Genomic DNA, 12,562 nt, shown 5'->3' with positions numbered 1-12,562 from the left:
CCCGAAGTCGAGCCGGAACCCGAAGTCGAACAGACTGAAGAGGACAACTGTGACGTCGAATTGGAGACAGAGCCCGGTTATACCGACTGTGGTTTTGGCTTGCCCGCGCTAGAATATGAAGCCGCCGCATACCGTGCGGAATACACCACTGAAGAAATCGAGCTCAAATACGCCCATGGGAACTTATCTGAAGAGTTGTTCAAAGCTATTTTGTTTGAGACGTGACCTCATTAGGAGTTCATGCGCTCATGTTTCCGCTTTCTTTCAAGAAAAATCGCATTTTGCGCTCCATTCGCAGTGAAACTTTGCTAGAACCGCTCAGATAACCCGGCACGGAGACATTAGAATGACAGGCGTTCTTGCAAGCCAACAGCTGCAATCCCTCATGAGTGAAGGCAAAATCACTGCTGATACGCCGTTTGTGGAAGGCCAGGTGCAGCCTGCGAGCCTTGATTTGCGACTGGGGGCCAAAGCCTACCGGGTGCGCGCCTCGTTCTTGGCAGGACAAGGCCGGTCAGTCACCGAGCGCTTGAATGAATTCGAAATGCACCAAATTGACATTCGCCAAGGGGCCGTTCTCGAAAAGAACTGCGTTTATGTTGTCGAGCTCCAAGAAAGCCTGGCGCTACCAGAGAATACTCGTGCCGTCGCCAATGCCAAAAGCTCAACCGGCCGACTTGATCTGCTCACCCGAACGATTACCGACGGCGGCGAAGAGTTTGACAGAATACCTGCCGGCTATACCGGCCCTCTCTATGCCGAAATCTGCCCGAGGTCTTTCTCCGTTTTGGTGCGTCCAGGCATGCGGCTTAACCAGATCAGGTTTCGCGACGAACAAGCCCAGTTGAGCGATGACGAACTGCGCCGTCTGCATGCCAAGATTCCTTTGGTCGATGGTGCGGAGGCTCTTATCAATGAAGGGCTTGGTTTTTCCGTTGATCTAAAGCCAGCCTCAAGCGACCTTGTCGGCTACCGCGCGAAGCCCCACACTGGCGTAATTGATCTCGATAAGCTAGGGCACTACGCTCCGGCCGATTATTGGGAAGAAGTGCGCACAGCGGAAGGCCAGATCATCCTTGATCCCGGTGCTTTCTACATTCTGGTCAGCAACGAAGCGGTCTGTATCCCCCCTGAATATGCTGCCGAAATGGCGCCGTATCTAGCAATGGTCGGTGAGTTTCGCGTCCACTATGCAGGCTTTTTTGATCCCGGCTTTGGCTACGCAGAAGCCGGAGGCGCAGGCTCGCGCGGAGTGCTAGAAGTGCGCTGCCATGAATCACCCTTCGTGCTTGAGCACGGGCAAGTCGTCGGGCGTCTCGTCTATGAGAAAATGTCCGAGCGTCCTGCCGAGCTATATGGCGAACGCATTGCGTCAAACTATCAAGGTCAAGGTCTCAAACTGTCAAAGCACTTCAAGTAACTACATGCGGCCTATGCGACGCGCCATCTTGGCCGCACGTTTGGCTTGCTTCAAATCTGGGTTTTGCTGGCCGCGCCCATTTCGGTTTCCGAGCTTGTTGATGCCCTTGCTCACAGCTTTGCGCACAAAAATTCTTAACACCATGTTGATGATCTGATTGACGTTCACATCGGCCTCCTGCCTTCGTTTGCGTTCAAGATAGTCACCTATTTAGCTATTTCTAAGGCAGCAATGGCTGGCTCAATCTTCAAACAGTTCGCTTTGGCCCTCTTCGGTCTCTTCACTGGCATCATCATCGCCCTCACCCATCATCGGCAAAGTTCCCGGCGGTGGCCGATTATCTAGCAAACCAGCAGAACGCAGCTCTTTCAAACCAGGCAAGTCACGCGCCGTTTCTAGCCCGAAGTGGCTGAGAAATTCTTGTGTCACGACAAATGTCACGGGGCGCCCTGGAGTCATTTTACGACGGCCAAAGCGAATCCACTCCATTTCAAGCAGTTGATCAACTGTGCCGCGCGAAACACTGACCCCGCGTATCTCTTCAATCTCTGCGCGTGTAACCGGCTGATGATACGCGATGATTGCCAGGGTTTCGATAGCAGCACGACTTAGCTTTCGTGTCTCCACCGTTTCCTTTTGCATCAAAAATGACAGATCAGGCGCCGTTCGCATAGCCCAGGCATCTCCGACTTTCACCACATTTACACCACGTCCAGTGTAGCGCTTGCGTAGATGCACCAAAGCTTCTGCTGCATCGGAGCCATGCGGCATCCGTGCATTCAAATCCTTCACAGTCACCGGATCAGCGCTGGCGAACATTATTGCTTCAACCATACGCTCTTGCTCGGCAACGGGTGGTGCCTCAAACAAGCTTTCCTCAACATCCATCGGAGCATCTTCATCTGACATAATTTACTCCTTCACCCTTAACTCGATCGGTGCAAATGTTTCTGATTGGCGCAACTCAACACGCCCTTCTTTGGCGAGTTCCAGAGAGGCCGCAAATGTCGAGGCCGTCGCCGAGCGCATGCGCGCCGGATCCTTGTTCCAACCCTCGGGAATATAGCCTGAAATGTCAGTCCACTTGCCGGCAAATCCGATCAATCCGCGCATTCTTTCCAGTGCATTTTCCAAAGTGTAAACAGCGTCACGATCCATAACAAAGGGCCTGAATTCGTCGCGGGTTCTCAATCGAGAATAACCCTGCATCAAGTCAAGCAGCGTTGCTGTGTAGGTTACCTTTTTCACGCGCGTAACATCTTCCGGAATACCACGCGCAAAGAAATCACGCCCCAACCGGTCACGCGCCATAAGCCTAGCAGCGACATCGCGCATTGCCTGCAATCGCTCAAGTTGAAACGCAAGATGAGCAGCTAGCTCTTCGCCACTAGGCCCCTCTTCATCTGGGTCTGGTGGCAACAACAATCTTGATTTCAGAAAAGCAAGCCAAGCCGCCATCACCAAGTAATCTGCGGCCAGTTCGATACGTAGAGTTTTGGCTTTTTCTACGAACGCCAGATACTGCCGCGCCAATTGCAAAATGCTAATCTTGACCAAATCAACTTTTTGCGTGCGTCCAAGCGTTAGCAAAACATCCAAGGGGCCTTCAAAACCATCGACATCAATGATCAACGCTTCCGCATCAAGACGCTCAGCGACACTCAGTGTCGGTTGATCTTCTACAAAATCATCATCAGCCATAAACGCGCCCATTCAAAAGCGCTTTAAGCTCGTCTTCTATGGCAGGAATGTCAATCTCTGTTGGTTTCTTGCGGGAGTCGAGAGCATTGTCAGCCCGCCGTTGCGCCTCTGCGCACATCTCGCCGGCAGCTTCAGCGACAAGACGCCGCTCATCAAGCGAGCCGTTGCAATGCAATATCACGTCACATCCGGCGTCTAACGCGGAGCGGCTCAGATCGCCCAAGTCACCATCAAGCGCTTTCATCGAGATATCGTCTGTCATTAAAAGCCCGTCAAATCCGATCTCGTCACGAATGATTTTCATCACTTTCGGGCTCAGCGTTGCCGCTGCTTCGTCAAGTTCCGGATACCGGATATGGGCTGTCATCCCCATCGGCAAATCATTTAACGCCTTGAAAGGTGCAAAGTCTGTATCGCTCAAGTCCTTATGCACCGCCTGTACTGTTGGAAGCTCAAAATGACTGTCAGCAACTGCGCGTCCGTGCCCAGGCACGTGTTTGACAACAGGTAGGACTCCTCCATCAAGCATCCCGTCTGCTGCGGCACGTCCGATCTCTGAAACAGCTTCTACATCAGTTCCGTAACAGCGGTTCTTCAGAAACTCATGTGTGCTCGCGCCAGCGATATCAACCATCGGTGCACAATTGCTGTCGATACCGATTTCGTGCAGTTCATGCGCTAGAAGCCGGAACCGCAGGTAAAAACTGCGAGCCGCATTTTCGCCGGCTAGCGTGGCTTGCTCAAGCGGTGGCAACCATTCACGCCAGATCGGCGCGCGCAATCGTTGAACACGCCCGCCCTCCTGGTCGATTGTTATCGGAGCATCACGACCAACGGCTTCGCGAAACTCACTGCAGAGCCGTTTGACTTGCTCTTTGTTGTCAATGTTGCGGGCAAACAAAATGAAACCGAAGGGGTTAGCTTCACGAAAGAATGCGGCCTCGTCCGCACTCAGGCGTAGCCCATCCGCGTCAAGTATTGTAGCGCCGAACCGACTCATTTACTGACAACCGGAATGCAATCAACCTTCTCTGCTACAAGAGCAGCACAAAACCGGCGCGCATCGCTTAAGTCGGCGAAACCCATAGCGCGCAGGCGGTAAAACACCCGCCCGCCACTTTTGGCTCGCATAACAACGCGTTGCTTATCATCCATGTAGTCCTCAAATCGGCCACTTAGCCGAGTCCACTCTTCACGGGCGACGTCCGGGCTATCAAATGCGCCGAGCTGAACCAGTCGGGTTCCAACTGCAACATTTGCCACTTCAACCTCTACGGGTGAATCGCTCGCAGTCGCGGCCGCAGCTGGCGCGTTGACCTGCGATGCTGCGGCCACTAGAACTGGCCGCATTTTAGGCCGAAGTGAGCTCTTGAGCCCCGCAATGGCATCATTCGATGGCTCAATCGCAACATCCGCAACCGGTGCACTCACATCAACTGGGGCTACCGCGGCAACTTTGGTCACTTTGGCAACAGCCTCGGCTGACTTTACCTCCGGCACGACAGCCTCTTCCAACGGCGCAACGCCATTTGCCAACTGATCAGCAAAGGCCTTGATCGAAGCCATCTGTCCAGAAAGGGGCTCGTCTGGCGCATCAAGCTCCAACTCCGGCAGACCGGCGTCCGCCGTCGCCACCGAGGCTACTGGACCCGATGCTGAAGCCATTTCCAGCGGCGTATCCTCTTCGATCAATTCTACTGGGCTTGGCGCTAGGGTCAGCTTGTCAGCGGGCTTTTCTGCACCACCCTCAGCCATTACAATGTTGACGGACAACCCTTGATGCGCAGCTTTGTCGCCCCCGGGGTTTTCAGGAACAACGCGCATAGGCCCGTCAGAAGCTGCCTGCACTACCGGGACACCACTGACATCACGCGCCAGAAGGTTGTAACCCCAAGCACCAACACCAACAACCAACACCAACGACACAATCGCTCCGGCATAGCTCGTAGCAGTTCCAACTGACTGTCGCATATCGCCTGTGCCGCTTGACCCGTTCAAAGGGAAATCTGCCATACTCCGCCTCACATTTATCGGGCAGTTCAATGCTGCCTCGTTATAAGCTTGCCGTCAGTCTCCCTGCTCAAGAGATTTCGTCTAACGGTTGCGTGCCCAGAATAGACAATCCGACAGAAAAAACAATGTCTGCGACGGCAAGAACATGCTCAGAAACGCCTTTTTGGCCACGGATTTTGTCATTCGGGGCGCTCATAAGTAGCGAGTCTGCGCAATCTCGCAAAAATAGCCCGATGCGCTGCGGCTCTCCTAGCTCGTGCGCGCGCGCAATAACATCCGGAAACGTCGCCAGTTTGCAGAGCATGCTGATGCTGCTTTCATCCAGGCCCCCAACTAGCTTTGCAGGTTTTGCTTGCCGACATCTAAGTGCTGCATACTGTATCAGAAACGCCGGATTTTGCGCAGCAGGTTGCCGCAAGCCGCTTGCTGTCAACGCAAGCTTCTTGTCAGCTCGGCTTGAAAGGCAAACCAGCTTCGCTAAATCAAACAACTCATTCTCGGTCGTCTTAAAGAGCTGAAGCGGAGCCAATGCACTGCATACAAGCCCGTCTTCACCCAGCTTCTCAAAAAGGTTTGGTCTGAAACTAGCGCCTTGCTTTGCAAAGAAGGTGACTTGGTCACAAGCAGATTGAGCTGCAAACACCACTGCTTGTTGTGCCGCCAGAGCTTGCAACTCATTGCGGTTGGCACTTCCAAAGGCTTGATCAGACTCCAACGCAGCGGCAACCGCACCCTCAGCCGCGGGAACGTTGCCTTTTGCAGTGAGAACGCGGCCCTCATACCCGAGATGCGAAGCCAGCCTTACCGCTGCTTGCGCATGCCATTGTTGCCGAAAACTGTCTTGTTCAGGCAAGTAGCAAGCAGCAAAGCAACCGCTCTCGCTCCCCGCCCCGAAGCTTAGCCCGGCCTCGCAAACCTTCTTGGCAATAAATCGCGCATAGATATCTGAGAGGCGGAAGTTCAGAAATCCTGGCCCTGCCAACCAAACAGCCTCAAAACGCTCGTCGCCAACCATTGATCTTGCCAAATCATTGGCCAATACCCGTGGTGAAACCGCGTTACTTTGAGCACATAACAACGCAACATTACTGCTCAAATGCCCATTGGCAGTATCCTTGGGCACAAAAACGTCAAAGGTCTGTGATGGTGCACCAAGATCACAAAGGGCCGTGTCAATTGCCTGTTTGACTTCGTTAAGCATGTTCAAAACGACACCATAGCCTTATTTCGTGTGAAAACCGCTGCGCAGAGGGTTTGCCTCTGGCCTTTCTGTGTCCCTCGGTATATCGGCCATCCACGAACAACCCAAGGACATATCATGGACCTGCGAAATATCGCGATCATCGCGCACGTTGACCACGGCAAAACCACACTCGTGGACGAGCTACTGAAACAATCAGGCGCTTTTCGTGCCAACCAAGACGTGGCCGAGCGCGCGATGGACAGCAATGATCTCGAACGCGAGCGCGGGATCACTATTTTCGCGAAGCCAACGTCGGTTGAGTGGAAAGGCACACGTATCAACATTGTTGACACGCCCGGACACGCCGACTTTGGTGGTGAAGTTGAACGTATTCTGTCTATGGTAGACGGTGTTGTTCTCCTCGTAGACGCCGCCGAAGGCCCAATGCCGCAAACCAAGTTTGTGACATCAAAAGCGCTTGCCCTCGGCCTTCGCCCGATCGTTGTTCTCAATAAAGTTGATAAATCAGACGCTGAGCCGGACCGCGCGCTTGATGAGTGCTTTGATCTTTTCGCCTCGCTTGATGCAACCGATGATCAACTCGACTTCCCGCATATGTATGCTTCAGGCCGCTCTGGCTGGGCCGATCACGAGCTTGACGGTCCTCGCAAAGATCTGGACGCTCTGTTTGACTTGATCGTCAACCACGTTCCGGCACCAAAGCAGATCGCCAGACAAGACGAAGACTTTAGCATGCTTGCAACGACACTGGGCGCAGACCCTTTTGTAGGCCGCGTTTTGACAGGCCGTGTTGAAACCGGACGCCTCAAAGTTGGCGCAACCGTTCAGGCCCTGACGCGTTCAGGCCAAAAACTCGAGCAATTCCGCGTGACGAAAATTCAAGCTTTCCGCGGCCTTGCTCAACAAGACATTGAAGAAGCATTCGCTGGCGATGTCGTCTCAATTGCAGGCATGTCTAAGGCAACGGTCGCGGATACAATCTGTGCCCTTGCTGTTGATACTGCACTCGATGCACAACCAATTGACCCTCCCACGATCACCGTTACGTTTGGCATCAACGATAGCCCTCTTGCAGGTCGTGATGGCAAAAAAGTCCAGTCGCGTGTTATTCGCGATCGCTTGATGAAAGAGGCCGAGTCAAACGTTGCGATCAAGATCAGCGATACACCCGGCGGCGACGCTTTTGAAGTTGCTGGCCGAGGTGAATTGCAGATGGGCGTTCTCATTGAGAACATGCGTCGCGAAGGCTTTGAACTTAGCATTTCCCGCCCGCAAGTTTTGATGCGCGAAGAAGACGGCGTGCGAATGGAGCCTGTCGAAGAGGCGACCATTGATGTTGACGACGACTACTCTGGCGCAGTTATCGAAAAGCTAACCGGCGCACGCAAAGGCGAACTCGTAGAAATGCGCCCCGCTGGCGCCGGCAAAACACGTATTATCGCGCATGTGCCGTCACGCGGGCTGATCGGCTATCATGGCGAGTTCCTCACCGACACTCGCGGAACTGGTGTTCTTAACCGCGTATTCCACGGTTGGACCCCGCATAAAGGCAGCATTCCTGGCCGTCGCGCCGGTGTGCTCATCTCTATGGAAAGTGGTGACTCAGTAGCCTTTGCGCTTTGGAACCTTGAGGACCGTGGAAAAATGTTTATCGGAGCACAAACAAAAGTTTACGAAGGAATGATCATCGGTGAACATAGCCGTGAGAACGACTTGGAAGTGAACCCCCTAAAGGGCAAGAAACTTACCAACGTGCGCGCTTCAGGCACAGATGAAGCGGTTCGGTTGACTACACCCGTAACGCTCAGCCTTGAAGAAGCGATCGCTTATATCAACGATGACGAGCTTGTTGAAGTTACGCCAAATGCCATCAGATTGCGCAAACGCTACCTTGATCCGCACGAACGTAAGCGGATGTCTAAGCAAGCTTAGAACTAAAAGGGCGGCTTCGTTTCGGAGCCGCCCTTTTCAATTTTGTTCCCGATTGTTCAATCAATCTCGACAACCATCAACTCTCGTTCAGAAGCATCTCTCGCATGGCTGAGCGCCTCCTGATAGGCCGTGCTATTGTAGCAGGCGACAGCCTCATCAACGCTTGGAAACTGCGCTACAACGTTGCGAGGCCGCTCTTTACCTTCAAGTTGCACAAACCGTCCGCCTCGGGCCAGAAACTTGCCGCCGTGTGCAGCGATAGCAGGGCCAGCCAGCTTCGCATACTTTGCGTAGGCGTCGGGGTCGGTTACAGTCACATGAGCAATCCAAAGTGCAGGCATTCAAGTCTCCAATACAGTTTCTGCTGCCTTAATGGCCGCTTCCGAATTTGTCACATCACGACCACCGCCTTGCGCCATGTCCGCACGGCCACCACCGCCTTTTCCACCCAATTCAGACACGGCCGCTTTGACAAGATCAACAGCAGATACTCTGTCCGTCAAGTCACTGGTGACTCCGGCAGCGACAGCGGCTTTTCCACCAGTGTCAGCGATAAGCAGCACGGCACCTGTGCCAAGCTGTCCTTTATGTTCATCAATCAACACCGGAAGGTCTTTCCCCGAAACGCCTGAAAGAACTTGAGCTATGAACTTTACACCATTGATTTCTTTGACTTCTATTGGCTTATCACCTCCACCAGACATCGCTAATTCTCGGCGCAACTGCGACACCTCGTTGCTCAAGGCTTTGCGTTCCTCCAGCAATGCTTTGACACGCAAAGGCACATCTGCAGGCTGTGCCTTTAGCTCCGCCGCAACCACACCTAAAGCGCTTGATTCCATGGTGAGGTGTTGTAAAGCCTCCTGCCCCGTCAAAGCTTCAATCCTACGTACACCTGCACTCGAAGCACTGTCACCAAGCAAGACAAACAAACCAATATCGCCGGTTTGGCGCACATGCGTGCCTCCGCACAATTCTAGAGAATAGGTGTCTCCCGTGTTTCCTTTGTTCGAGCCAGCATTCTGCCCGATAGAAACGACACGGACTTCGTCTCCATACTTTTCTCCAAACAAGGCTTGAGCACCGATAGCGCGGGCATCATCTGGCGTCATCAATCGAGTCTCAACGAGCGAGTTCTGACGGATGTATTCATTCACTTCTTCTGTAACTTTACGAAGTTCATCTTCAGTCAGTGCCTTGGCATGACTGAAATCGAACCGCAATCTGTCGTCGGCATTTAGCGATCCTCGTTGAGCAACATGATCACCAAGCGTGCCCCTTAAGGCTTCGTGAAGAAGGTGTGTGGCCGAGTGATTACGACGAATTGCGCTGCGGCGGGAGTGATCAACTTCAAGCGAGACCGTATCGCCAACGCTCAGACCTCCTGGACCAGCTGTGAGCAAATGCGCGAAAACCTTACCGTCAGCGAACTTTCTCACGTCCCCGATTTTGCTTACATCCTCTAGACTGTCGAGTTTACGCAATAGGCCTGTGTCTCCAACTTGCCCGCCAGATTCCGCATAAAACGGGGTCTGGTTTACAACGGCCCAAGCGGCATCGCCGGCCTTCAGGTTCTCGATACGATGCCCCTCATGCACGAACGCCATGATCTGCCCCTCGGCAATTTCTGTATCATACCCAAGGAACTCGGTCGCACCAGTTGTGTCGAACACATCAAACCAGACAGTAGCATCAGCTGCGTCGCCAGAACCTGACCACGCTGCGCGGGCCTTTGCCTTCTGCTCTTCCATCGCGTCTTCAAAGCCCACGACATCAACACCGTGGCCTTTTTCCCGCAGCGCATCCTGCGTTAAATCAAGGGGAAACCCGTATGTGTCGTAAAGCTTAAATGCAGCCTCGCCTGACAAATCTTCTCCATCGTCGAGGCCTTCGAGCTCATCATCAAGCAATTTCAGCCCACGATCCAAGGTTTGCTTGAAGCGAGTTTCCTCAAGCAGCAGGGTCTCCTCGATCAAGGCCTGTGCTCTGCCGAGCTCTTCGTATGCCCCCCCCATTTGCCGCACAAGTTCTGGGACAAGTTGATGCATTACTGGATCTTTGGCGCCTAACAAATGCGCATGTCGCATCGCGCGGCGCATAATCCGCCGCAAAACATAGCCGCGCCCGTCATTTGACGGCATCACCCCATCGGCGATCAGAAATGAGGTTGAGCGCAAATGGTCAGCGATCACTCTGTGATGCACATTCTTGTCGCCGTAAGGATCAACATGTGTGGCATGTGCCGAAGCCTCGATAAGCGACTTGAACAAGTCGGTATCGTAGTTGTCATGGCTGCCTTGCAAAAGCGCTCCAATACGTTCAAGCCCCATGCCAGTATCAATTGACTGCATATCAAGCGCGCGCATGGAGCCGTCTTCAAACTTTTCGTTTTGCATGAAAACAACGTTCCAAATCTCGATGAAACGGTCACCGTCCTCATCAGCGCTCCCTGGAGGGCCTCCCCAAATGTGATCGCCATGATCGTAGAAAATCTCGGTGCATGGGCCGCACGGGCCAGTGGGGCCCATTTGCCAAAAGTTGTCAGCCGTATCAATCCGGATGATCCTGTCTTCAGGAACGCCGACTTTCTTCCAAATCTCAAATGCTTCATCATCAGTGTGGTAAACCGTTGTCAACAAACGGCTTTTATCTATTCCAAACTCCTTCGTAATCAAATCCCAAGCAAACGGTATTGCCTCGTTTTTGAAATAGTCACCAAAGCTGAAATTGCCCAACATTTCAAAAAATGTATGGTGCCGCGCCGTATAACCGACATTGTCGAGATCATTGTGTTTGCCGCCTGCCCGCACGCATTTCTGCGCTGACGTGGCGCGCGTGTAGTCACGCTTATCCAAGCCTGTAAAGCAGTTCTTAAACTGCACCATACCCGAGTTTACAAACATCAAAGTCGGATCATTGCGCGGAACAAGGGGGCTCGAAGGCACAATCTCGTGCCCCTGTTTGTCAAAGTAGTTTAGAAACGTAGAACGAATATCATTGAGGCTTGGCATAGTGTTTTCCAGCTGGGATTTACCGCCTTGGGTTTATCGTTACAGCTTGCACATGTCCACACAGAGAAGCGCCGAAGCAATCACTCACTCCGGCGCTTTTCAATCGGTTAGAATTAGCAGTCAGCTCTCTAGGATATCACCACCATCCTCATCGCCGATGTCGTTTTCAGAACCGTCGAAATCAAGTCCATGCGCTGCTCGAATCTTGTCTTCGATTTCATGCGCCATTTCTGGGTTGTCTTTCATGTATTGCCTGGCGTTCTCACGGCCTTGCCCGACACGTTCGTCACCATAGCTAAACCAAGCACCGGATTTTTGAACAATCCCGAGCGCCACGCCAAGGTCGAGCAGCTCTCCTGTTTTGGAAATGCCTTCCCCATACATGATGTCGAATTCGACTTGTTTGAAAGGAGGCGCCACTTTGTTCTTGACGACTTTAACGCGGGTTTGGTTGCCAACAATTTCGTCACGATCTTTAACCGCGCCAATACGGCGAATATCAAGCCGGACCGAGCTGTAAAACTTAAGTGCGTTACCGCCGCTCGTCGTTTCAGGGCTGCCAAACATTACACCGATCTTCATCCGGATCTGATTGATAAAGATCACCATGCAATTTGAACGTGCGATCGAGCCTGTCAACTTACGCATGGCCTGGCTCATCAAACGAGCCTGCACACCAACACTGCTGTCGCCCATTTCACCTTCTAACTCGGACTTCGGTGTCAACGCGGCGACCGAGTCGACAACAACGAGGCTAACAGCGCCAGATCTGACCAAAGTATCAGTGATTTCAAGCGCTTGCTCCCCTGTATCGGGTTGGGAAATTAGCAGCTCATCAAGATCAACACCAAGTTTCTTGGCATATTGTGGGTCAAGTGCATGCTCGGCGTCAACAAACGCAGCAACCCCACCCTTCTTTTGCTCTTCCGCGACGCAGTGCAACGTCAGCGTTGTTTTGCCCGAACTCTCCGGACCGTAAATCTCAATGATCCGACCTTTCGGCAATCCGCCAATGCCCAAGGCGATATCAAGACCAATCGAGCCCGTTGATGTCGCTTCAATTTTTTGAACAGCGTTTTCACCGCCCAGTTTCATGATCGAACCCTTGCCAAACTGGCGTTCAATCTGAGCCAGTGCGCTGTCCAGCGCCTTTTGCTTGTCCGTGTCGCTTTTATTTTTCATTTCCAAAAGATCTGCCGTTGCCATTATTATCGATTCCTTATTTCATACCCCGGTGAAAGCGGCAATCACTGCCGAGTGTTCCACTAATGTTCCTTATGG

General features: G+C 52.8%; 12 protein-coding genes and 1 pseudogene. 3 read left to right on the top strand and 10 right to left on the bottom strand.

All coding sequences use genetic code 11. The features are described from left to right. The coding region (locus tag KO498_RS10270; RefSeq protein ID WP_215959811.1) for a hypothetical protein at positions 1 to 225 on the top strand (225 nt) is incomplete at its 5' end. A 121-nt stretch (positions 226 to 346) separates the two neighbouring features. Beyond that, on the top strand, positions 347 to 1,420 hold the full coding sequence (locus tag KO498_RS10265; RefSeq protein ID WP_215959810.1) for a 2'-deoxycytidine 5'-triphosphate deaminase: 1,074 nt from the start codon (positions 347 to 349) through the stop codon (positions 1,418 to 1,420). On the opposite strand, the gene KO498_RS10260 is transcribed toward KO498_RS10265, so the two are convergent. The 7 genes and pseudogenes from KO498_RS10260 to KO498_RS18410 all read right to left on the bottom strand — a co-directional run. After that, complete coding sequence (locus tag KO498_RS10260; RefSeq protein ID WP_215959809.1) at positions 1,421 to 1,588, bottom strand: hypothetical protein; 168 nt, start codon at positions 1,586 to 1,588, stop codon at positions 1,421 to 1,423. 72 nt (positions 1,589 to 1,660) lie between these two features. Next, positions 1,661 to 2,329, bottom strand: a complete 669-nt coding sequence (scpB, locus tag KO498_RS10255; protein ID WP_215959808.1) for an SMC-Scp complex subunit ScpB — start codon at positions 2,327 to 2,329, stop codon at positions 1,661 to 1,663. A 3-nt stretch (positions 2,330 to 2,332) separates the two neighbouring features. After that, entirely contained in the window at positions 2,333 to 3,121 is a 789-nt protein-coding gene (locus tag KO498_RS10250) for a segregation and condensation protein A (RefSeq protein WP_215959807.1), read from the bottom strand. Next, a complete protein-coding gene (gene nagZ, locus KO498_RS10245; RefSeq protein ID WP_215959806.1) occupies positions 3,114 to 4,121 on the bottom strand; it encodes a beta-N-acetylhexosaminidase in 1,008 nt (335 codons plus the stop codon). The genes KO498_RS10250 and nagZ overlap by 8 nt, the downstream gene beginning before the upstream one ends. Continuing rightward, positions 4,118 to 5,134 (bottom strand): SPOR domain-containing protein, encoded by a 1,017-nt coding sequence (locus KO498_RS10240; protein ID WP_215959805.1) that lies wholly within the window; start codon positions 5,132 to 5,134, stop codon positions 4,118 to 4,120. The genes nagZ and KO498_RS10240 overlap by 4 nt, the downstream gene beginning before the upstream one ends. Before the next feature lie 67 nt (positions 5,135 to 5,201). After that, positions 5,202 to 5,777: a hypothetical protein gene (locus KO498_RS18230; protein ID WP_252731382.1), complete on the bottom strand. Its 576-nt coding sequence runs from the start codon at positions 5,775 to 5,777 to the stop codon at positions 5,202 to 5,204. A gap of 318 nt (positions 5,778 to 6,095) precedes the next feature. Continuing rightward, positions 6,096 to 6,335, bottom strand: a pseudogene (locus KO498_RS18410) (hypothetical protein); the annotation flags it as partial. A gap of 117 nt (positions 6,336 to 6,452) precedes the next feature. Here KO498_RS18410 and typA point away from each other — a divergent pair. Next, entirely contained in the window at positions 6,453 to 8,270 is a 1,818-nt protein-coding gene (gene typA, locus KO498_RS10230; protein WP_215959803.1) for a translational GTPase TypA, read from the top strand. Positions 8,271 to 8,326: 56 nt separating this feature from the next. Here the strand turns inward: typA and KO498_RS10225 are convergent, their stop codons facing one another. The 3 genes from KO498_RS10225 to recA all read right to left on the bottom strand — a co-directional run bounded on the left by KO498_RS10225 (position 8,327) and on the right by recA (position 12,487). Next, positions 8,327 to 8,611: a DUF1330 domain-containing protein gene (locus KO498_RS10225; RefSeq protein ID WP_215959802.1), complete on the bottom strand. Its 285-nt coding sequence runs from the start codon at positions 8,609 to 8,611 to the stop codon at positions 8,327 to 8,329. Further along, positions 8,612 to 11,281: an alanine--tRNA ligase gene (gene alaS, locus KO498_RS10220; RefSeq protein ID WP_215959801.1), complete on the bottom strand. Its 2,670-nt coding sequence runs from the start codon at positions 11,279 to 11,281 to the stop codon at positions 8,612 to 8,614. 120 nt (positions 11,282 to 11,401) lie between these two features. Continuing rightward, positions 11,402 to 12,487, bottom strand: a complete 1,086-nt coding sequence (recA, locus tag KO498_RS10215; protein ID WP_215959800.1) for a recombinase RecA — start codon at positions 12,485 to 12,487, stop codon at positions 11,402 to 11,404. Between the last annotated feature and the right edge of the window lie 75 nt (positions 12,488 to 12,562).

The organism is Lentibacter algarum, assembly GCF_018860975.1.
Classification (GTDB): domain Bacteria; phylum Pseudomonadota; class Alphaproteobacteria; order Rhodobacterales; family Rhodobacteraceae; genus Lentibacter; species Lentibacter algarum_A.
The sequence above is the reverse complement of the archived record's forward strand: the minus strand, read 5'-3'. Positions and strand labels throughout refer to the sequence as shown.

What these genes read in the sequence shown, in the direction of transcription:
- KO498_RS10240 (WP_215959805.1), bottom strand. Translation starts at nt 5,134, where the DNA reads ATGGCAGATTTCCCTTTGAACGGGTCAAGCGGCACAGGCGATATGCGA.
- recA (WP_215959800.1), bottom strand. Translation starts at nt 12,487, where the DNA reads ATGGCAACGGCAGATCTTTTGGAAATGAAAAATAAAAGCGACACGGAC.
- scpB (WP_215959808.1), bottom strand. Translation starts at nt 2,329, where the DNA reads ATGTCAGATGAAGATGCTCCGATGGATGTTGAGGAAAGCTTGTTTGAG.
- typA (WP_215959803.1), top strand. Translation starts at nt 6,453, where the DNA reads ATGGACCTGCGAAATATCGCGATCATCGCGCACGTTGACCACGGCAAA.
- KO498_RS10250 (WP_215959807.1), bottom strand. Translation starts at nt 3,121, where the DNA reads ATGGCTGATGATGATTTTGTAGAAGATCAACCGACACTGAGTGTCGCT.
- alaS (WP_215959801.1), bottom strand. Translation starts at nt 11,281, where the DNA reads ATGCCAAGCCTCAATGATATTCGTTCTACGTTTCTAAACTACTTTGAC.
- KO498_RS10225 (WP_215959802.1), bottom strand. Translation starts at nt 8,611, where the DNA reads ATGCCTGCACTTTGGATTGCTCATGTGACTGTAACCGACCCCGACGCC.
- nagZ (WP_215959806.1), bottom strand. Translation starts at nt 4,121, where the DNA reads ATGAGTCGGTTCGGCGCTACAATACTTGACGCGGATGGGCTACGCCTG.
- KO498_RS10265 (WP_215959810.1), top strand. Translation starts at nt 347, where the DNA reads ATGACAGGCGTTCTTGCAAGCCAACAGCTGCAATCCCTCATGAGTGAA.